The organism is Bradyrhizobium sp. KBS0727 (assembly GCF_005937885.2).
Taxonomy (GTDB): Bacteria; Pseudomonadota; Alphaproteobacteria; order Rhizobiales; family Xanthobacteraceae; genus Bradyrhizobium.
In genome coordinates this window covers 6,784,068-6,804,153 of record NZ_CP042176.1, presented here as the reverse complement: position 1 = coordinate 6,804,153, position 20,086 = coordinate 6,784,068, and the positions used below count along the sequence as shown (strand labels likewise).

22 protein-coding genes are annotated in these 20,086 nt (G+C 63.8%); 14 read left to right on the top strand and 8 right to left on the bottom strand.

Going from position 1 to position 20,086, the window contains the following annotated elements:
• Positions 1-28: 28 nt before the first annotated feature.
• A complete protein-coding gene (locus FFI89_RS31915) occupies positions 29-247 on the top strand; it encodes an alkylphosphonate utilization protein (protein ID WP_138831434.1) in 219 nt (72 codons plus the stop codon).
• 216 nt (positions 248-463) lie between these two features.
• On the opposite strand, the gene FFI89_RS31905 is transcribed toward FFI89_RS31915, so the two are convergent.
• The gene (locus FFI89_RS31905; protein ID WP_074822959.1) at positions 464-1,159 is read right to left on the bottom strand and encodes a DUF1013 domain-containing protein; all 696 of its coding nucleotides are present in this window, start codon (positions 1,157-1,159) and stop codon (positions 464-466) included.
• 220 nt (positions 1,160-1,379) lie between these two features.
• On the opposite strand from FFI89_RS31905, the gene ispH reads away from it, so the two are divergent.
• From ispH to rnhA, 3 genes are read left to right on the top strand one after another with little or no spacing between them, the layout of a single operon-like run.
• Positions 1,380-2,354 (top strand): 4-hydroxy-3-methylbut-2-enyl diphosphate reductase, encoded by a 975-nt coding sequence (gene ispH, locus FFI89_RS31900; RefSeq protein ID WP_138831433.1) that lies wholly within the window; start codon positions 1,380-1,382, stop codon positions 2,352-2,354.
• Between the two features lie 9 nt (positions 2,355-2,363).
• Positions 2,364-3,344: a homoserine kinase gene (locus tag FFI89_RS31895; protein WP_138831432.1), complete on the top strand. Its 981-nt coding sequence runs from the start codon at positions 2,364-2,366 to the stop codon at positions 3,342-3,344.
• A complete protein-coding gene (gene rnhA / locus FFI89_RS31890; protein WP_210249049.1) occupies positions 3,332-3,793 on the top strand; it encodes a ribonuclease HI in 462 nt (153 codons plus the stop codon). The genes FFI89_RS31895 and rnhA overlap by 13 nt, the downstream gene beginning before the upstream one ends.
• A 181-nt stretch (positions 3,794-3,974) precedes the next feature.
• Here rnhA and FFI89_RS31885 read toward each other — a convergent pair whose 3' ends face one another.
• The 6 genes from FFI89_RS31885 to FFI89_RS31860 form a co-directional block, all read right to left on the bottom strand.
• Complete coding sequence (locus FFI89_RS31885; RefSeq protein ID WP_138831430.1) at positions 3,975-4,460, bottom strand: peroxiredoxin; 486 nt, start codon at positions 4,458-4,460, stop codon at positions 3,975-3,977.
• A 108-nt stretch (positions 4,461-4,568) separates the two neighbouring features.
• Positions 4,569-5,120: a DUF924 family protein gene (locus FFI89_RS31880; RefSeq protein ID WP_138831429.1), complete on the bottom strand. Its 552-nt coding sequence runs from the start codon at positions 5,118-5,120 to the stop codon at positions 4,569-4,571.
• Positions 5,121-5,142: 22 nt separating this feature from the next.
• A complete protein-coding gene (locus FFI89_RS31875; protein WP_138831428.1) occupies positions 5,143-6,825 on the bottom strand; it encodes a long-chain fatty acid--CoA ligase in 1,683 nt (560 codons plus the stop codon).
• A 264-nt stretch (positions 6,826-7,089) separates the two neighbouring features.
• A complete protein-coding gene (locus tag FFI89_RS31870) occupies positions 7,090-8,481 on the bottom strand; it encodes a D-alanyl-D-alanine carboxypeptidase family protein (RefSeq protein WP_138831427.1) in 1,392 nt (463 codons plus the stop codon).
• 223 nt (positions 8,482-8,704) lie between these two features.
• Positions 8,705-10,483 (bottom strand): glucan ABC transporter ATP-binding protein/ permease, encoded by a 1,779-nt coding sequence (locus tag FFI89_RS31865; RefSeq protein ID WP_138831426.1) that lies wholly within the window; start codon positions 10,481-10,483, stop codon positions 8,705-8,707.
• A gap of 219 nt (positions 10,484-10,702) precedes the next feature.
• The gene (locus tag FFI89_RS31860; RefSeq protein WP_138831425.1) at positions 10,703-11,767 is read right to left on the bottom strand and encodes an ABC transporter substrate-binding protein; all 1,065 of its coding nucleotides are present in this window, start codon (positions 11,765-11,767) and stop codon (positions 10,703-10,705) included.
• Between the two features lie 260 nt (positions 11,768-12,027).
• Here FFI89_RS31860 and FFI89_RS31855 point away from each other — a divergent pair, with 260 nt between their 5' ends.
• From FFI89_RS31855 to FFI89_RS31835, 5 genes are all read left to right on the top strand, one after another.
• Positions 12,028-12,468, top strand: a complete 441-nt coding sequence (locus FFI89_RS31855; RefSeq protein WP_138831424.1) for a hypothetical protein — start codon at positions 12,028-12,030, stop codon at positions 12,466-12,468.
• Between the two features lie 113 nt (positions 12,469-12,581).
• Complete coding sequence (gene hisE / locus FFI89_RS31850) at positions 12,582-13,007, top strand: phosphoribosyl-ATP diphosphatase (RefSeq protein ID WP_138831423.1); 426 nt, start codon at positions 12,582-12,584, stop codon at positions 13,005-13,007.
• A 46-nt stretch (positions 13,008-13,053) separates the two neighbouring features.
• Entirely contained in the window at positions 13,054-13,653 is a 600-nt protein-coding gene (locus FFI89_RS31845; protein ID WP_168213115.1) for a YqaA family protein, read from the top strand.
• Between the two features lie 59 nt (positions 13,654-13,712).
• Positions 13,713-14,300 (top strand): hypothetical protein, encoded by a 588-nt coding sequence (locus tag FFI89_RS31840; protein ID WP_138831421.1) that lies wholly within the window; start codon positions 13,713-13,715, stop codon positions 14,298-14,300.
• A gap of 143 nt (positions 14,301-14,443) precedes the next feature.
• The gene (locus tag FFI89_RS31835; protein WP_138831420.1) at positions 14,444-15,412 is read left to right on the top strand and encodes a nitronate monooxygenase family protein; all 969 of its coding nucleotides are present in this window, start codon (positions 14,444-14,446) and stop codon (positions 15,410-15,412) included.
• 49 nt (positions 15,413-15,461) lie between these two features.
• Here the strand turns inward: FFI89_RS31835 and FFI89_RS31830 are convergent, their stop codons facing one another.
• Positions 15,462-15,968: a DUF1543 domain-containing protein gene (locus tag FFI89_RS31830; protein ID WP_138831419.1), complete on the bottom strand. Its 507-nt coding sequence runs from the start codon at positions 15,966-15,968 to the stop codon at positions 15,462-15,464.
• A 176-nt stretch (positions 15,969-16,144) separates the two neighbouring features.
• Between FFI89_RS31830 and upp the strand changes: the two genes are divergently transcribed.
• The 5 genes from upp to FFI89_RS31805 all read left to right on the top strand — a co-directional run bounded on the left by upp (position 16,145) and on the right by FFI89_RS31805 (position 20,013).
• Positions 16,145-16,780, top strand: a complete 636-nt coding sequence (upp, locus tag FFI89_RS31825; protein ID WP_138831418.1) for a uracil phosphoribosyltransferase — start codon at positions 16,145-16,147, stop codon at positions 16,778-16,780.
• 41 nt (positions 16,781-16,821) lie between these two features.
• Entirely contained in the window at positions 16,822-17,556 is a 735-nt protein-coding gene (locus FFI89_RS31820; RefSeq protein ID WP_138831417.1) for an SDR family NAD(P)-dependent oxidoreductase, read from the top strand.
• Positions 17,557-17,647: 91 nt separating this feature from the next.
• Positions 17,648-18,448 carry an ArsR/SmtB family transcription factor gene (locus tag FFI89_RS35475; protein WP_371722132.1) on the top strand — a complete coding sequence of 267 codons (801 nt, stop codon included), beginning with the start codon at positions 17,648-17,650 and terminating at the stop codon, positions 18,446-18,448.
• A 52-nt stretch (positions 18,449-18,500) separates the two neighbouring features.
• Entirely contained in the window at positions 18,501-19,061 is a 561-nt protein-coding gene (locus FFI89_RS31810; RefSeq protein ID WP_138831416.1) for a dihydrofolate reductase family protein, read from the top strand.
• A 178-nt stretch (positions 19,062-19,239) separates the two neighbouring features.
• On the top strand, positions 19,240-20,013 hold the full coding sequence (locus tag FFI89_RS31805; protein ID WP_138835890.1) for a thioesterase family protein: 774 nt from the start codon (positions 19,240-19,242) through the stop codon (positions 20,011-20,013).
• The last annotated feature ends 73 nt before the right edge of the window (positions 20,014-20,086 follow it).

Sequence of the window (20,086 nt, the reverse complement as noted above, 5' to 3'; positions counted from 1 at the left end):
CAATGCGCATCAGCGCGGAAAGCACGATATGGACATCAAGGTCAGGGATTCCAACGGCGCGCAGCTCGCCGAGGGCGACACCGTCACGCTGATCAAGGACCTGAAGCTGAAAGGCTCTTCCACCGTGCTGAAGCGCGGCACCGTGATCAAGAATATCCGCCTCACCGACAATGAGGACGAGATCGAAGGCCGTACCGACAAGGTCAAGGGCCTGGTGCTGCGCACGGAGTTTTTGAAGAAGGCGTGAGGACGAGCGCAATTTATTGCACGCAATACCCGTCATCACCCGCGAATGCGGGTGATCCAGTATTCCAGCGAAATCAATTGTTGAACCGACAAGCCGCGGCGTACTGGATGCCCCGCCTTCGCGGGGCATGACGGGGGAGAGAGCGCTTCCCCCCAAAAAAACGCGACGGGTTACCCCGCCGCGTTCGACATCTCTTCGGCGCGAAGCCGGAAAAACCTACTCCTCGTCGTCCTGCTTCTTGCCGCCGATGGTCTTCAGCTTGGCGAACACGGCGTCGACGTTGAGGTCGTCGCGCTGTTTTTCGGTCGGCTCGAATTCCGGCTCCTTGCGGGTGGTCTCCGACGCCGGCAGCAGGGTGGCGCCACCATAGGCGGCCGGGACCGGCTTTTCCTTGGCGGCGCGCTGCACCTCGAAATCGAGCTCGATCTGCGAGCACAGGCCCAGGGTCACCGGGTCCATCGGGGTCAGGGTCGAGGCATTCCAGTGGGTGCGGTCTCGGACCGAGGCGATCGTGGTCTTGGTGGTGCCGACCAGGCGCATGATCTGCGCGTCCTTCAGCTCGGGATGGCTGCGGACCAGCCACAGGATCGCGCTCGGCCGCTCGTGGCGGCGCGACACCGGGGTATAGCGCGGGCCCTTCTTCTTGGCCGCCGGCGGCAAGGTGACCTTGCTCTCGCCGAGCTTGAGGCGGTAGTCCGGGTCCTTTTCGCCCCTTTCGATCTCGTCCCGGGTCAATTGACCCGTTGAAATCGGGTCCATCCCCTTGATGCCCTGGGCGGCGTCGCCGTCGGCGATGGCGCGGACCTCCAAGGGGTGCATTTTGGTGAAATCGGCCACCTGGTCGAAGGTCAGGGCGGTATTATCTACCAGCCACACGGCCGTCGCCTTTGGCATCAGCGGTGCATTGCTCATGGCAAATCTCCTTTGTGCCTCGCCCACCTCTTTTTGGGGAGGCGAAGTCTGCGGTCATCGGTGATGACGGGAATTCAGGGTCTATATACGCCTTCCCGGGGTATTGGCGCAATGGTCTGCTAAAGTGCCTTGACAGAGCCCAAAAGCAGTCCCAAGTCCTTATACGAATTGACCGTTCCCTGCCCGGCGGCGAGGGGTGATTCGGTCCCGGATAACCCCGATGTCTTTATCAGCGTCAGCCAAACCAGACCTTCGAATCGTGCTTTGTTCCCCCCGCGGCTTCTGTGCCGGGGTGGTTCGGGCCATTGACACCGTGGAACGCGCGCTCGCGATCTACGGCGCCCCGGTCTATGTCCGTCACGAAATCGTGCACAACCGCTATGTGGTCGACAGCCTGAAGACCAAGGGCGCGATTTTCGTCGAGGAACTCGCCGAAATCCCCGACAATACCAACGCACCGGTGGTGTTTTCGGCCCACGGGGTTCCCAAGTCGGTCCCAGCGGATGCCCGCGCCCGCAATTTCTTCTCGCTGGACGCCACCTGCCCGCTGGTGACCAAGGTGCACCGCGAGGCCGCGATCCATTTCAAACGCGGCCGCGAAATCCTGCTGATCGGGCATTCGCACCATCCGGAAGTGGTCGGCACGCTCGGCCAGTTGCCGCAGGGCGCGGTGACGCTGATCGAGACCGCTGAGGACGCCAAGACCTTCACGCCGAAGGATCCGGACAACCTCGCTTTCGTGACCCAGACGACGCTGTCGATCGACGACACCGCCGAAATCGTCGCGATGCTGAAGGAGCGCTTCCCGAACATCTCCGGCCCGCACAAGGAAGACATCTGCTACGCCACCACCAACCGCCAGCTCGCGGTGAAGAAGGTGGCGCCGGTGGTCGATGCCCTGATCGTGGTCGGCGCGCCGAACTCGTCGAACTCGCAGCGGCTGCGTGAAGTCGCCGAGCGCGAGGGCTGCCCGGTCTCGGTACTGGCGCAGCGCGCCAGCGATCTCGACTGGTCGCGTTTCGAGGGCATCAAGAGCCTCGGTATCACCGCGGGCGCTTCGGCGCCGGAAGTGATCGTCGAGGAAATCATGGGCGCCTTCGCCGAGCGTTACGAACTGCATGTGGAGACGGTCTCGGCTGCGGAAGAGAACGAATTCTTCCCGCTGCCGCGTTCGCTGCGACCCGACGCCGCCTAAGGCGCTGCCATGGCGGTTTACACCGACGTTGCCGCCGAAGACCTCGCGGAGTTTCTTAAAGGCTACGACATCGGCGAGTTGCTCTCCTACAAGGGCATCGCCGAAGGCGTCGAGAATTCCAACTTCCTGCTGCACACGACCAAGGGCGCCTACATCCTGACGCTCTATGAAAAGCGCGTGGCGCTGGACGACCTGCCGTATTTCCTGTCGCTGATGGCGCATCTGGCCGAGCGCGGCGTGCGTTGTCCGCAGCCGGCGAAAAACCGCAAAGGCGAGGTCTATAGCTGGCTCGCCGACCGGCCCGCGGCGATCATCAATTTCCTCGAAGGCGTGTGGCCGCGGCGGCCGAACGCCGCCCATTGCGCCGGGGTCGGCGAGGCGATCGCCAGGATGCATCTGGCGGGGCGCGACTTCCCGCTGTTTCGCAAGAACACGCTGTCGGTCGAGGGCTGGCGGCCGCTGTTCGATCTCGCCGCGCCGCGCGCCGACAGCGTCCAGCCGGGTTTGCGCGACTTCATCGCGCGCGAACTCGAGCATCTCGAGACGCGCTGGCCTTTGGGTCTGCCGGTCGGGGTCATCCACGCCGACCTGTTTCCCGACAACGTGTTCTTCCTCGGCGACAAGTTGTCGGGGCTGATCGACTTTCCGTTCTCCTGCAACGACATCCTGGCCTACGATGTGGCGATCTGCCTCAATGCCTGGTGTTTCGAGCCGGATCATTCCTTCAACGTCACCAAGGCGCGCGCGCTGCTCAACGCTTATGGCCGCGAGCGTAAACTGTCCGAGGCCGAGCAGGAGGCATTGCCGCTGCTGGCGCGCGGCGCTGCGCTGCGCTTCCTGCTGACGCGGCTGGTCGACTTCCTCAACGTGCCGCCGGGCGCGCTGGTGAAGCCGAAGGACCCGCTGGAATATGTCCGCAAGCTGCGCTTCCACCAGGGCGTCGAGACGGTGCGCGATTACGGCGTGACGCAGCCGGGATGCGCCGCTTGAGCGAATTGCCTCATGTCACGGTGTTCACCGATGGCGCCTGCTCGGGCAATCCCGGGCCGGGCGGCTGGGGCGCGATCCTGAAATTCGGCGACACCGAAAAGGAATTGAAGGGCGGCGAGGCGCATACCACCAACAACCGCATGGAGCTGATGGCCGCGATCTCGGCGCTGGAGGCGCTGAAGAAGCCCTGCGTCGTCGACCTCACCACCGACAGCCAGTATGTCCGCCAGGGCATCACCGGCTGGATCCACGGCTGGAAGCGAAACGGCTGGCGCACGGCGGACAAGAAGCCGGTCAAGAACGTCGACCTCTGGCAGCGCCTCGACGCCGCGCTGAAGCCGCACGACGTGCGTTGGCACTGGATCAAGGGCCATGCCGGTCACGACGAAAACGAGCGCGCCGACCAGTTGGCCCGCGAGGGCGTCGCGATGGCGCGGTTGAAGAATTAGCGCTGCTGTCCGCGACCGAAGCTGTCAGCACCCGCGAAAGCGGGTGATCCATGACCCGGCCATCCACGACTTCCTTCTTTGGGGCCAAAAACGTGGATGCCCGGGACATCTAGCGCGAAGACGCGCTTCGCGCTTCTGCCCGGGCATGACGTCATTCCTGGATATCGTTTCTAATCGGCGATCAAAGCTGCCCGAGCAGCGTATCGCCGCCGGAAACTTCGACCTTGCCGGGGGCCGGCTCCTTGTTGAGCTTCTTGACCACGCCGTCTTCCACCAGCATCGAGTAGCGGTGGGAGCGGATGCCGAGGCCGTTGCCGGAGGCGTCGAGCTCCATGCCGATTGCCTTGGTGAAGTCGGCATTGCCGTCGGCCAGGAACACCGCTTCGTCGCGCTGGTCGGTGTCGCGCTTCCACGCGTTCATGACGAAGGCGTCGTTGACGGAGACGATCGCGATCGTGCTCACGCCCTTGTCCTTGATGGCGTAGGCGTTCAGGAAAATGCTGGGCAGGTGCATCTTGTGGCAGGTGCCGGTATAGGCACCGGGCACGGCGAACAGCGCGACCTTCTTGCCCTTGAAAATATCGTCGGTGGTTTTGACCTGCGGACCTTCCGCCGTCATCACGCGAAACTTGGCTTCCGGCAGCTTGTCGCCAACTTGGATCGTCATCGTCAATTCTCCCTCAATGAGCGGATGTGTCTTAGACCGGGCAGACGGCGGGCACAATATTCAGGGCAAGGGAAACGGCAACGGCCGCGCCTGTTCACGCTTCCGTCATCATGGCGAAAAGCCGCCGTCGTCCAGGAAGGCTTGCTCGTCGGGGGTGGTCGCGCGGCCGAGGACGCCGTTGCGGTGCGGGAAACGCCCGAAGCGGCGAATGATATCGGCATGTTGCTCTGCCCACTTCGCGCTATCGGCCAGGCCCGCTTGCCGCAACAGCTCGATGCAGCGCATCTGGTCGGCCAGCTCCTCCGAATGCATGAAGGGCAGATAGAGAAATTCACGCAAGCCCGGATCGATCCGCGTGTCGACGCCGCGGTCGATGGCGCGCCGTGCCACATCGCGCGCCAGCGCATCGCTGGCATAGGTCTTGGCGCTGCCGCGGAACATGTTGCGGGGAAACTGGTCGAGCACGATGACGAGCGCCAGCGCGCCGTCATCGGTCGTTTCCCAGGACGCCAACTCACCAGCGGCGGCTCGCTGCCACAGGCCGAGATACCGCCCGCGCAGACCGGCATCGAAATCGTCGTCGCGCGTGTACCAGCGGTCAGGGCCGGCGTCGCGCCAGAACGCCAGAATGCCGGCTGGCGCGACGTCAGTCTTGGTCATGCCGAGAGATCCGCATGCCTGCTCAGGCCGCGGCCTTCTTCTCGTCGCGCAGTTCGCGGCGCAGGATCTTGCCGACATTGGTCTTGGGTAGATCCGTCCTGAACTCGATCTGCTTGGGGACCTTGTAGGCGGTGAGCTGCGTCGCGCAGAACTTGATGATTTCCTCCGGCGTCAGGTTCGGGTCCTTCTTGACGATGAAGGCCTTGACCGCCTCGCCCGATCTGGCGTCCTGGACACCGATCACGGCGCATTCCAGCACGCCGGGATGGCTTGCGATCACTTCCTCGATCTCGTTGGGATAGACGTTGAAGCCGGAGACCAGGATCATGTCCTTCTTGCGGTCGACGATCTTGGTATAGCCGTCGGCATCCATGACGCCGATGTCGCCGGTGCGGAAATAGCCGTCCGCCGTCATCACGTTCGCGGTCTCCTCCGGCCGGTTCCAGTATCCGGCCATGATCTGCGGACCCTTGGCGCAGATCTCGCCGGCCTCGCCGAGCGGCAATTCCTTGCCGTCGTCGTCGCGGATCGAGAGATAGGTCGACGGCACCGGGAGACCGATCGTCCCCGAGAACTGCTCGATGTCGGCGCGGTTGCAGGTCAGCGTCGGCGAGGTCTCGGACAGCCCATAGCCTTCCGACAGCGCGCAGCCGGTGGTTTTCAGCCATTTCTCGGCAACCGGTTTTTGCGTCGCCATGCCGCCGCCGTTGGATATTTTCAGCTTGGAGAAATCGAGCTTGTCGAACCCTGGCGTGTTCAACAGACCGTTGTAGAGCGTGTTGACGGCCGGGAAAAAGCTGACCTGGTACTTCGTCAGCTCCTTGACGAAGCCGGCCATGTCGCGCGGGTTGGGGATCAACAGATTGGTACCGCCGGTGCGGACTCCCAGCAGGTAGCACGCAGTCAGCGCGAAGATGTGATAGAGCGGCAGCGCGCAGACGACGACCATCTGGTCGACAATCGGCGGCTTCTTGAGCGCCGGCTGAAGCCAGGCGTCGTTCTGCAGCACGTTGGCGAGGATGTTCTGGTGCAGCAGCGTGGCGCCCTTCGAAACGCCGGTCGTGCCGCCGGTATATTGCAGGAAGGCGACGTCCTGGCGGGTGAGCTGCGGCTTGTTGAGTTTCATGCCGCGGCCGGCCGCGAGCGCGTCATTGAAGCTGACGGCGCCCGGAATATTGTAGGCCGGCACCATCTTCTTCACCTTGCGGATCACCAGGTTGACGATCACGCCCTTGAGGCCGAGCAGGTCGCCCATGCTGCCGACGATGACGTGCTTGACCGCGGTCCTGGCGATCACCTGCTGCACCGTGGTGGCGAAATTCTCCAGCACCACGATCGCCTCGGCGCCGGAATCCTTGAGCTGATGTTCGAGCTCACGCGGGGTGTAGAGCGGATTGACGTTCACCACGGCGTAGCCGGCGCGCAAGACGGCTGCGGTCGAGACCGGATACTGCAGCACGTTCGGCATCATCAGCGCGACGCGGGCGCCCTTTTGCAGGCCCTTGCTCTGCAGATAGGCGCCGAGCGCCGCTGACATCTCGTCGAGATCGCGGTAGCTGATCGACTTGTCCATGCAGATGAACGCCTTGCGATCACGGAACTTCGCAAAGCTTTCTTCCAGCAGTTCAACGAGCGACGAGTACTGGGTGACGTCGATATCGGCGGGCACGCCGGCCGGATATTGCTTGAGCCAGATCCGCTCCATGGTATTTCCCCTCTGGTTTAGAGCCCTTTTGGTTCTGACCGGATCAGAACCAGGGCCCGCACTCTTTGTTTGAAGCGTCTTCGTTTGAAGTGTCTTCCGCACGCGAAAACGCACTGAATTTTCCCGGCTTCTCTGGCCGGACGCCTTGTTTTTGGCAGTATTGTGAATGCCGCCGCCGATGGCAAGCGGCTGCGCGCTCAGGACGCATCGGCGGATCGGCCGCAGCCGTCCGGAACGCGCAAAATCCGCCTACTTATGCGGCCGTTAACTGGCCGGCTTGGCGTCGCTCTTGGGCTTCGCGGCGGCCTTGGGCTTGGCGGGCTTCGACGCGGGCTTTTCGGCGGATGCGGCCGGCTTTTCGGCGGGCTTGGCCGCGGCATCCGGCCTGGCGCTGGCATGGCGGACCGCGGCCGGTTTGGCTTCGGGCTTGGCATCAGCCTTGGGCGTCGCCGCGGCGTCCGGTTTGTGCGCCGCGACGCGCGATTTCTTGCCGCGCTTGGCCGGCGTCTGCTTTTCGGCATCGACCGCCACGGCCGCGATCAGCGCCGGGCCGGTCTTCTTGGGGCCGGTATAGACGACCATGGGTTCCGAAGCTACGGGCCCCGTCGCCAGCAATTCCGAAGCTTTCGGCATCGGCGGCTGCAGTCCAGCGGTGAAGAACATCGCCGGGCTTTCGCCGCTGGCGGCACCGCCTGCGGAGGCGATGGTCGTGTCCTCATCCTCGTCGCTGGCGGGACGCTTGCGCTTTCCGCCGCACATCTCGTCGCGCAAATTCGGCGGCGAGGCGTCGATCGGAACCAGATTGTCGACGGTGCCGAGCGAGGGGCGCAGCCAACTGAGCCCGTTTGAGGCAAAGCCGCGCTCGAGCAACTGGGCGGCGCGCACCGCGCGCTGGTGACCGGATGTTGAGCCGAGCACGACCGCGATCAGCCGCTTGCCGTTGCGCGTCGCCGAGCCGACCAGATTATAGCCGGACGCGCAGATGAAGCCGGTCTTGAAGCCGTCGGCGCCCGGATAGCGCCCGATCAGATGGTTGAAATTGTTGGTGACCCTGCGCCCGAAACGGATCGAGGGGATGTGATAGAAATATTCGTATTCCGGCAGGTCGCGAATGATGGCGCGGGCGAGGATCGCAAGGTCGCGCGCCGACGTGATCTGGCCATCTGCGGGCAGCCCGTTCGGATTGACGTAGCTCGTCTGCGTCATGCCCAGCCGTTGTGCGTTCTGGTTCATCAGCGCCGAGAAGCCGTCGATCGAACCGCCGACGCCTTCGGCAAGCACCACGGCCATGTCGTTGGCGGACTTCACCATCATCATCGCCAGCGCGTTTTCGACGGTGAGCTGCGTGCCCGGACGAAATCCCATCTTCGACGGCGACTGCGATGCGGCGACCGGCGACACCGTCACGAGCTGTTCGAGCGTCAGGCGTCCTTCCTTGACCGCTTTCAGCGTCACATAAGCGGTCATCATCTTGGTGACGGATGCCGGATACCACGGCATCGTCGCGTTGTCGGCCTGCAGCACCTTGCCGGTATCGGCTTCGACGACCAGCAGCGCCTCGGCGGAAGCGGAGCGCGACGTCGCCGCGGCAAGTGCGGCGGCGATGAAAATCCATTTCAATGACGGGTTGCGAAGCAGCGGGCGAAGAAAATGCACTTTTCCGTTCCGGTCCTTTGAGACCCGCCTTCGAAAAGGAGGTCTTGCATTCAACGTTCGGGTCTCAAGCGTGCGATCTTGAAACGTAACTTGCGCCGTCGCGTTACGGCAGGCCGCAAACCTATACCGGCTTGCCGATCCAGAATAGAGGCCGGGCGATTAAATGGTGGACGAAATGGGCTGAAATTCGGCAGATATTTCAATTACACAGCGTTGCGCCGACCTATTTGGCCTCGATGCTGGCGCGTGTATTTTCCTGCACCATGAACTGGGCCTTGGCGAGTTCGGCAAAACGGCCGCCTTTTGCCACCAGTTCATCGAAAGTTCCGCTTTCGATCACGCGGCCACTGTCGAAAACCAGGATGCGCGTGGCGTTGCGAATGGTCGAAAGCCGGTGCGCGATCACGAACGTGGTACGGCCCCGCATCACTTCATCGAGAGCGGCGTTGACCCTGGCCTCGGTGACGGCGTCGAGCGCGCTGGTGGCCTCGTCGAGGATCAGGATCGGCGGATCCTTCAGCAAGGCGCGCGCGATCGACAGCCGCTGCCGTTCGCCGCCGGACAGCATGCGGCCGCGTTCGCCGGCATGGGTTTCGAATTTCTTCTCGCTGCGTTCGATGAATTCGAGCGCCTGGGCGCGTGACGCCGCGGTGCGCATCTCTTCCTCGGTCGCGTCCGGCTTGCCGACGCGCAGATTGTCGGCGATCGAGCGGTTGAACAGCAGCGCCTCCTGGAACACCACGCCGATGTTCCGCCGCAGCGCCGTCAGCTTGAGGCCGCGGATATCCATGCCGTCGATCTTGATGATGCCGGACTGCGGATCGAACGCGCGGTGCAAAAGCGCGATCGCGGTCGACTTGCCGGCGCCGGTCGGACCCACCAGCGCGATGGTCTGGCCGGGCAAAGCGGTGAACGACAGGTCCTCGATCGCCGGCCGCTTGCCGTCATAGGAAAACGAGACGTCGTTGAATTCGACCAGCCCCGACAGCCGTCCGGTATCCATCGCGCCGGGCCGGTCGCGCACCGCGGGCACCGCGTCCAGCACGTCGAAGAATTCCTGCAGCCGCGGCGCCTCCATGAACACGTTGTTGATGAAGCTCACGACCTGTTCGAGCTTCTGGATCAGCATGGTCGCGAAGCTCACGAACATCACGATTTCGCCGACCGTCGTCAGTCCCTGTTCGTGCAGGAAGATGCCGACGGTGAAGATCGCGAGCACCGTGATGGTGGTCGAGGCGCGGGTGATGACGGTGACCAGCGCCCACCAGGACAGCACCGGCATCTGCACCGCGAGCAGCTTGTCGGCGACGAAGCGCAGCCCCTGGACCTCGGCGTCGATGCGCACGAAGCTCTGCACCAGCGCGACATTGCCGAGCGCGTCGGAAGCGCGCGCCGAGAGGTCGCTGTAATGGGCCTCGACCTCGCTCTGCATGCCGTAGGTCTTGCGCACCACCAGCGTCGTCAGCACGGTGAACACCACGCACAGCGCGAACAGCAGGATCGCAAGCCGCCAGTTGAGGTAGAGCGAGAGCGGCAGCAGCACCACCAGCGACATGATCGCCGCGAAATGCTCGCGGAAAAATCCGAGCCAGAGCCGCCACAGCGCGTCGGTGCCGTTCAGCATCACCTTCATCAGCCGGCCGGAATGGGTGCCGGAGTGGAAGGTCAGCGGCAACTGCATGATGTGCTCGAAATAGCTGGTCAGCACCGCTTGGCGCTGGCGGTGCGCCAGCCGGTCGGCCTGGAGGGCGACCGCGGCGCTGCAGAGAATCGTGAACAGGCCGAACGCCACCCAGGCGCCGAGCAGGGGCCAGGCCGAGTTGGCCGCCAGCGGGCCGGTCTGCGGCTTGCCGGACAGCACGTCGACGATGCGGCCGAACAGCACCGGCTCGGCGAATTGCGTACCCGCCAGCAGCAGGTTGGCGCCGGCGAGAATCCAGCCCAGCCGCGCTTCCTTGCCGAGCAACTCGAGGACGCGGGTGTAAAGGCGGAGCAGGGACATCAGGGAGCGGACTCGGAGGCCGGATGGCGGGACGCGATCGCAATCTAATCAGGGATCGCGGTTGAGAACCAGAGTGCGAGGGCTTTATCTTGATCGCTTTTGACCACACCCACCGACCTCATCCTGAGGAGCGCGTAGCGCGTCTCGAAGGATGGGCCACGGGCCTCATGGTTCGAGACGCGCGAAGTCGCTCCTCACCATGAGGGGATCGGATTTCACTCAATTGATCAAACGGCCATTGAGTGGAGGCAGGAACTGGTCGTCGAAGATATCGGACGCCTGCGGCAGCTTCTGGAACTTGAAGTCTTCCGCGACCTGCTCGATCGAGCGCTCGAAGCGCGCCGGGTCGATGCCGCCGATGCCGTTGCGCTTGACGTCGCCGGTCAGGATGTTGTCGCGCAGGATGATGCGCAGACGTTCGAGCTCCTGTTCGCGCGAGCCGCCGTCCATGCGGCTTGCGACTTCGGTGGTCGCGGTGACGGGATCCTTGATCACGAGATTTACGCCGCCGATCACCGCGCGCACAAATCCCCTCACGGCATCCGGCTTGGCTAGCGCCAGCGTCGGGTTGACGATGACAGCAAAGCCATAGGCCTCGCAGCCGTAGTCGGCGAATTTCAGCACCTCGAGATCGTCGGCCGGGATGCCGCGGTCCCTCAGATTGATCGCCGACAGATAGGAAAATCCGGTGACGGCGTCGATCTGGCCGGCCGACAGCATCGGTTCGCGGACCGCGGCGCTGATGCTGCTCTGCTTGATGCTTGCGATCTTGATGCCGTTCAGTTTGGCCACCGCAGGCCATAGCCGGATCGACAGGTCGCCTTCGGCGACGCCGAGGTTCTTGCCTTCGATATCGGACAGCGCGGTTACGCCGCGACTCTTGCGGGCGATGATGGCGTAGGGCGCCTTGTTGAACAGCACGAACACCGCCTTGACCGGAGGCACGCCCTGCTTGTCCCGATCGCGAAACCGGATCAGCGCGTTGATGTCGACGAGGGCGAAATCGCTGCTGCCGGCGGCGACGCGCGCGATGGCGTCCGGCGATCCGGCGGCGATGTGGGTCGTGACGGCAAGGCCCTCCGCGGTAAACAGGCCGCCGGTCGCGGCCATCACGAACGGGGCTGCTGACGCATCGATCGGCCGGTCGAGCGAGAACTGGATGGCGAGCGGTGGCCGCGCTTCATCGGCGGCGCGCACCGGGCTCAGACCTGCGTCCGCGATTCCGCACAGGCCGAGCAGCGAGGCCAGAACGGAGCGGAGGGTGTTGCAGCGAATGGCACGCATGGGGCTTACGTCAGCAGGAGGAGGTGGGACAAGTTGCCGCGCCGGCGATGTCCGTTTCATGACATCTGCTTCATGACACTGCGCACGGCAATAACAAGCCGAAAACGCTGACATTGTGCCGCATCCATTCTGAACGGTCGATGACTGCCACGATTTAGCCAGAGATCGTTCAGCCTGCATTCGGATTGGGGAACCTAACATCTGCCCGGTGGTTAGCCATCCAAGGCCTGTCAGGCCAGGTGACCACGGAGGGTATTGAGATGTTTGCGCGAAAAGGTGTGTTTTCATTGATGGGCCGCGCCGGCGCAGTGGCGACGGTGATGGCGGTGGCGCTGACGGCGGTCGAGCCGTCGATGGCGTTCGCCGGCTCGGCGCCGAAAGGCAGCGGCATAACGGCAACGAGCGGGACCAGCGGCGCGACCGATATCAGCGCCCGTCGCCGCTATTATCGCGGTGGCGGCGGTGCCGCGGCAGCCGCGGTCTTTGCCGGCATCGTCGGCACCGGTATCGCGATTGCGGCCAGCCAGAACCGCGGCGGCTATTATGACAGCTACGGTTACTACGACGCCCCGCCGGCCTATTACGGCGGCGGACCGGTCTACTACGGTGGCGGCCCGTATTACGGTGGCGGTTACTATGGTGGCGGTTACTACCGATCGAGCGTGCCGCACTATCGCGGCCATCCGCTCGCCAGCTGGTAGTCGCGGCGTTTCATGAAAATGGAAGCCACCGGCTTAACCAGCCGGTGGCCTTTTTTTGGTTGTCCAGCCGGCCGTTAACACGCTGGCCACGGCTTTCGATTAGATTGGAAAGCATGAGTGATTCGCTCGAACGGCTTTATCTGGCTGTCCTCGCGGCCCGGGATCTCGACCCGGCGACGTCGCGCACGGCCCGGCTGTTTCAGCGCGGCCCGTCCAAGATGGCCAAGAAGCTCGCCGAGGAAGCCATCGAAGTCGTGATCGATGCCGTCAACGGCAACGCACCCGCCGTGGTCCGCGAGAGCGCCGACCTGCTCTACAACCTGACCGTTCTGTGGGCCGCTGCCGGCGTCAAGCCCAACGACGTCTGGCGCGAAATGGAACGGCGCGAGGACATGCTTGGGATCGCCGAGAAGCTGCCGAAGTCGGCGGCCAAATTGCCCAAGGAACTGCACAAGGAACTGCACAAGGCGGCGGCCCCGCCCGCGGCCCGGCGGCGAATTGTCGCGCTGGAGCCTCGCGCGCTCCGCAAGCGGCACTAAAGTCCCCCAAAAGACCCTGCCTTCCCGGCATGGACAAATCCGCGCCATGGTGGTTCATGCGGCCATGCTGAGACGAATATACGACTGGTGCATCGCCGCCGCCGACAAGCCCTATGCGCTGTGGATTCTGGCAGCCGTGGCGTTTGCCGAGAGCTCCTTCTTCCCGGTGCCGCCCGATATCATGCTGCTGCCGATGTCGCTGGCCCGGCCGAAGCGCGCGTGGTGGTTCGCCGCGGTGTGCACGGTCGCTTCCGTCGCCGGCGGCCTGCTCGGCTATGCGATCGGCGCGCTGCTCTACGACTCGATCGGGTACTGGCTGATCGAACTCTATGGCCTCGGCGGCAAGGTCGAAGCCTTTCGCGCGTCCTATGCCGAATGGGGCGCGGTGATCATTCTCGTCAAGGGCCTGACGCCGATCCCCTACAAGCTCGTGACCATCACCTCGGGCTTTGCCGGCTACAATATCTGGCTGTTCGTCCTGTGCTCGATCGTCGCGCGCGGCGGCCGCTTCTTCGTGGTCGCCGTCCTGCTCAACCGGTACGGCGACGTGATCCGGGCGGAACTGGAAAAGCGGCTCGGCCTGTGGGTCGGGCTCGGCGCCGCGGTGCTGGTGCTCGGCTTCTACATTGCATTCCGGCTCATCTAACGGACGGCTTTGCCCGGCAAGACTTCAAGTTACGTGGCCTTCAGGCTAGGCTTCCCGGCATGCCCGACCGAATCGGCCATCTCCGTCAATTGCGCGTGACCCGGGTCACTGCGTCCGGCCTTGCGCTGGCGTGGCTTGTGGTCGCCCCTGGCGCCGCCTGGCCGCAAGCGGCACCGCCTTCCTCGCTCGGCCTGCAGTCGCCGGCGCAGCAGTCGGTGCCCGCCCAACCCGAGCCGCAGCAGATCGCGCCACCGCCACCGCCGCCTGCGGAAAATCCGGGCCTGATCAACGAGATCGGAAAGCTGTTCGAGAAATCCAAATCGTTGCTGCCGACGATCAAGAGCCCAGGCGAGACCATCGACGATCTCAACGCGCGCGCCAAGGATGCCGGCGAGAGCCTGACCAATATGGCGAAGCCGTCGCTCATGGTGAAGGGACGGGCGGCCTGCGTGGTGGCCGCCAACGGCGCGCCGGACTGCAAGGCGGGCGCCGACAAGCTCTGCCAGAGCAAGGGCTACAAGGAAGGCAAGAGCCTCGACACCGACGCCGCCGAAAAATGCTCGCCGAAAGTGTTCATCCCCGGCCGCCAGCGCGAGCCGGGCGACTGCAAGACCGAAAATTCCGTGACCCGGGCGCTGTGCCAGTAGCATGATCCGGAGCGGCGGGAACCCGCGCCAGCGCCAAGACGCAATACTTGACACTGGAAAGACAGCCTTGTTGGTATGACGCCCGGCATCCATCGCACGAATGGTGCCTGATGCTTTTCGAAAACCCATAAGGATCGCTTCGAATGTCCATGCCTGCCTTGTTCAAGGGTCGCCTGTCGTTACCCGTGATCGCAGCACCCCTGTTCATCATTTCGGTGCCCGATCTCGTGATCGCGCAATGCAAGGCCGGGGTGGTCGGGTCGTTTCCGGCGCTGAACGCGCGGCCGCCGGCGCTGCTCGACGAATGGCTGGCGCGGATCAAGGAAGAACTCGCCGCCTACGACAAGGCGCATCCCGAGCGGCCGTCGGCGCCGTTCGCGGTCAACCAGATCGTGCACAAATCCAACAATCGCCTCGATCAGGATCTGGCGCTCTGCGAGAAGCACAAGGTGCCGATGATGATCACTTCGCTCGGCGCGCGCGAAGAACTCAACCAAATGGCGCATGGCTGGGGCTGCGTCGTATTCCACGACGTGATCAACCAGAAATTTGCGCACAAGGCGGTCGAGAAGGGCGCCGATGGCCTGGTGCTGGTCTCGGCCGGTGCCGGCGGCCATGCCGGTGAGATTTCGCCGCTCGCCTTCGTGGCGGAGACGCGGGCCTGGTTCGACGGTCCGATCGCTTTGTCGGGCGCGATCGCGAACGGCCGGGCGATCCGCGCGGCGCGGATATTGGGCGCCGACTTCGCCTATATCGGCTCCGCCTTCATCGCCACCAAGGAGGCGAACGCGGTCGAGGGCTACAAGCAGATGATCACGGCCTCGAGCGCTGAGGACATCGTCTATTCGAACCTGTTCACCGGCGTGCACGGCAATTACCTGAAACCGTCGATCGTCGCGGCCGGCATGGATCCCGACAATCTGCCGACCTCCGATCCGTCGAAAATGAGTTTTGGCACCGACGCATCAGGCGAGCGGGCGAAGCCGAAGGCCTGGAAGGAAATCTGGGGCTCTGGCCAGGGCGTCGGCAGCGTCGCCAAGATATTGCCCGCGGCCGAATTGATCGCGCGGTTCAAGAAAGAGTACGACGAGGCGGTCGACCCGCCGCTGTGAGGCTCTGCAATGGACCCCGGATCTGCAATGCCCGATCCGGGGAGATGCGTCACGCGATCGGCAGATAATCGCAGACGAAGCTGAAGCGCTTTTGCTGGGTCGCCGGCTTCAGGCTCAGGGAATATCCGTACGCCTGCAGTTGTGCGGTGACGTCGATCGCCTTCTCGACCTCGAACAGACGATCCTTGTGCGGCAGCGACCAGCCAGCGATCTGTGTTAGCGCCTTTGCCTTTGCTGCCTTCGCATCCGATGCCACCAGCAGGACGTTGCGGTGCAACTCGTTGAACTCGGCGGGATCGTAGCCGCCGAGATTGACGAAGAATAATCTGTCGGCTCCTTGCTGCCGGGCGTCTTTTGTCAACACGATATCGAACCCGTCGGCCTGTTCGACCGCTCCCCAGCAGTCCAGATGCAGGCTTCCGGGATCGCCCCACCACTGCTTGCGCAAATCATCGTGGCAATCCTCCGGCGTCTCCCCGATCGAAAAACGCACGTCGTGCAACTCGACATTCGAGTTGCCGCAATTGCCGCCGACGTAGAACATGTAAAGCTTCATCGCGACGGCTTGTTCGTTGCTTTCCCGGGCTAACGCCAGCCCGAGAATGTTTCGGTTCTGATCGGATTTGATGCTCTTTCTTTAGCCGAAACGACGGCCCGCGAAAACGCTATAAGGCGTTTTGGCCCACAGGCAACGCTTGATAACCGGGCGGACCCAACGCCGGAAGGAATTTCATGACGGCCAGCAACGTCCATCTCGTCGCTCATCCTCTGGTCCAGCACAAGCTCACGTTGATGCGCGAAGGCGACCGTTCGACCAAGGGCTTTCGGGAACTGCTCAACGAGATCGGGACGCTGTTGTGCTACGAGGTCACTCGCGATCTCCCGCTCGAGTTGGTGGATATCGAGACGCCGATTTTGCCCATGAAGGCGCCTGCGATTGCCGGCAAGAAATTGACGTTCGCGCCGATCCTGCGTGCAGGCGTCGGATTTCTGGACGGAATGCTGGCTTTGGTGCCTTCGGCGCGCGTTGCGCATATCGGGCTTTACCGCGACCCCGAGACCTTGCAGGCCGTCCAATACTTCTTCAAGGCGCCGCAGGACCTGTCGGATCGCACGGTGATCCTGATGGATCCGATGCTTGCGACCGGCAATTCGGCCTGTGCGGCCGCCACCCTGCTCAAGACCCGTGGCGCCCGCGACATCCGCTTTGTCTGTTTGCTCGCCGCACCTGAAGGGATTGCGCAATTCCAGCGCGAGAACCCCGACCTCCCGATCTGGACCGCCGCCATCGACGAGAAGCTCAACGACCACGGCTACATCGTGCCGGGTCTTGGCGACGCCGGCGACCGCATGTTCGGCACCAAATGATATAGTCGTACGCGTCGTTCATGGCGGGTGAGGTTGGATCGATGGCTGGACAGGATCTTCGCGGGCATGTCGCGCTGGTGACGGGCGCTTCCCGCGGCATCGGGGCGGCGGTCGCGGTGGCGCTGGCGGACGCCGGCGCCGCGGTCGCGGTCAACTATCGCCAACGGGCGGAAGACGCCGATGCCATCGTCGCCGCCATCACGGCGAAAGGCGGCCGCGCGATGCCGGTGGCGGCCGATGTGTCGCAGGCCGCGGCCGTGACGGCGATGGTCGAACAGGTCGCAGCCGCGCTCGGTCCGGTCGACATTCTCGTCAACAATGCCGGCATCGCCATCGTGCGCGGCGTCGACGAACTGACCGAGGACGACTTCGATCGAACTATCCTGGTCAACCTGAAATCGGCGTTTCTGTGCACGCAGGCGGTGTTGCCGGCGATGCGGGCGCGCAAATGGGGCCGCATCGTCAACATCACCTCAGGCGCGGCGCGCGGCGCCGGTGCCATCGGCCCGCACTACAACGCCTCCAAGGCCGGCATGGAGGGGCTGACGCGCGGCTACGCGGCGCGGCTGGTGAAAGAGGGCATCACCGTCAACGCGGTGGCGCCGTCGCTGATCGAAACCGACATGATGCGCGGCCGGACTGATCTCGCGCGCAACATCCCGCTCGGCCGCATGGGGCGGGCCACTGAGGTGGCGCATGCCGTCACGATGGTGCTGGGCAACGACTACATGACCGGGCAGACCATCGTCCTCAATGGCGGCATGGCGTTCATTTGAGAGCTTCACTCCTGTGAATCCCTTGGTGACGGAGAAGCGCTGACCTGCGGCTCCAGCCGAAAGGGTTCAGTTTCGCTTGACAGGTGACTAAATGGTCACCTATTATTGGCGCATGGATGCTGTGTTCAGGGCCCTCGCGGACTCGACCCGCCGAAACCTGCTCGACGAACTGTTCCGGGAAGACGGACAGACGCTAAGCGCGCTGCAGGAGCGGCTGCCGATGACACGCTTTGGGGTGATGAAACACCTCAAGGTGCTGGAGGAGGCCGGCCTCGTCGTCAGCAAACGGCGCGGCCGCGAGAAGCTGCACTTTCTGAACCCGGTTCCGATCCGCCTCGTCCACGATCGCTGGGTGAGCAAATACGCCGAGCCTTGGGCCGCCGGACTGAGCGACCTCAAGCGCGAACTGGAGAAGACGATGGAGAAGGTTTTCGAGATCTACATCAAGACGACACCCGAGCGTCTCTGGCACGCCATCACCGATACCGAGATGCGCAGCAAATATACTTTCGGCGCCGTCGTCACATCCGACTGGGCCCGGGGGTCGCGCTACGAGGGCCGCGGCCATGGCAACCTGATTTTCGAGGGTGAGAATCTGGAAGTCGATCCGCCGCGCCGGCTGGTGCAGAACTTTCGCGCGGTCTGGGGCGACGACGTCAAGGCCGAGGGCACGTCGCGGATCACCTGGGAGATTGTACCGGTCGGCGATTCCTGCCGGCTCACCGTCACCCACGATCAACTGCGCGAGGGCGCCAACGATCAGCTCTACGGCGGCTGGCCGATGATCCTCTCCGGACTGAAGACGCTGCTCGAATCCGGCGAGATGCTGACGACACCGGGATCGCTGCGCTGGCTGGAGGGTGCCACAGAGCACCTGTCCGAAGTGAAGTGATCGGTAACGCGCGCGAATGATCCACCGCAAATTCAACTAAGGAAAGCTGAACATGCCAAAACTGGTTGTCTACAATGCGATGTCGCTTGATGGATACTTCACCGACGCCAACGGCGACATGAGCTGGGCCCACAAGCAGGATCCGGAATGGCAGGCCTTCGTGAAGGAGAACGCCAGCGGCGGCGGCCAGCTGCTGTTCGGACGGAAAACCTACCAATTGATGGCGAGCTTCTGGTCGACACCTACAGCGTTGCAAAGCAATCCGGTTGTCGCCGAGCGGCTCAATGCCTTACCCAAATTCGTATGCTCCACGACGCTGGAGCAGGCGACCTGGAATAACACCACGCTGTTGAAGGGCGACCTGACCGCGGAGGTCCGCAAGCTGAAGCAGCAGGCGGGTGCTGATATCGTCGTGATGGGAAGCGGCAGCGTCGTCGCCCAATTGGCTGAAGCCGGATTGATCGACGAATACCAGATCGTGCTCAATCCGCTCGTCGTAGGCCGAGGCCGGACGTTGTTCGAAGGCGTCCAGCGCAAGCTGCCGATGAAGCTCGCCAAGTCGCGCCCCTTCGCCAATGGCAATGTCGTGCTGTTCTACGAGCCCGCCGCCTGACCGGTCAGGCCATCGTCCTCAACGGCGGCATGACGTTCATCTGATGCAGGCCGCGCGCGTTTCCGTTGCGCGGAATACTTGGCCGTATCCTGCAAACGATCGGCACCGCCGCGCCCTCGACTCCCGCGGGTCGAGCAGGCAAGAAGCTGACATGGACAGCCAGCAGGACCTCTCATTGATGAACGCCATCTTTCGCGTGGACGGCAACAGCGTCGTCACCAGCCCCAATGCCGCGGGGCCGTGGGACCCGAGCATGCAGCACGGCTCACCGCCGGCGGCGCTGGCGGTCTGGGCGGCGGAGAAAATCCCGACACAGACCGAGATGCGCATCGCGCGCGTCACCGTCGATTTGATGCGGCCGGTGCCGGTGGCGCCGCTGACGATCGAGAGCGAGGTCTTGCGCGAGGGACGCAAGATCCAGCTCTGTGCGGTCAGGCTATCGGCGAACGGCGTCGTCGTGGTCGCGGCGACCGTGCTGAAGATCAAGGTGCAGGCGAATGAATTGCCGCCCGAGGCCGCGATCGTTCCGGTCGAATTGCCGGGGCCGGATCAGTTACCCGTCGAGGATGTCGATTTCTCCTCCAGCCCGTTCGTGACCGGGATGTCGCTACGCGCCGCGCGCGGAAAGTTCGGCGTGCCGGGGCCCGGCGCGATCTGGTATCGCGCCGACCGGCCGATCGTGCAGGGCGCGCCGATTTCGCAGGCGATGCGGGCGATGATCGCCGCGGATTTCTGCAACGGCACCTCGTCGGTGCTGGATTTCCGGCAATGGACGTTTCTCAACGCCGATCTCACCGTGAATTTCGCGCGCCAGCCGGTCGGCGACTGGATCCTGCTCGACGCGGAATCCTGGATCGGTCCGGACGGTGCCGGCCTTGCGATGGCGCGGCTGGCCGACGCGCGCGGCTATTTCGGCCGCGCCGTCCAGAGCCTGGTGATCGAAAAGCGCTAGAGCCTCGGTTCTGATTGAATCAGAACCGGGCTCTGCTCTTTTGTTCTGACGCGTTTTCTTGACGCGAACCGGC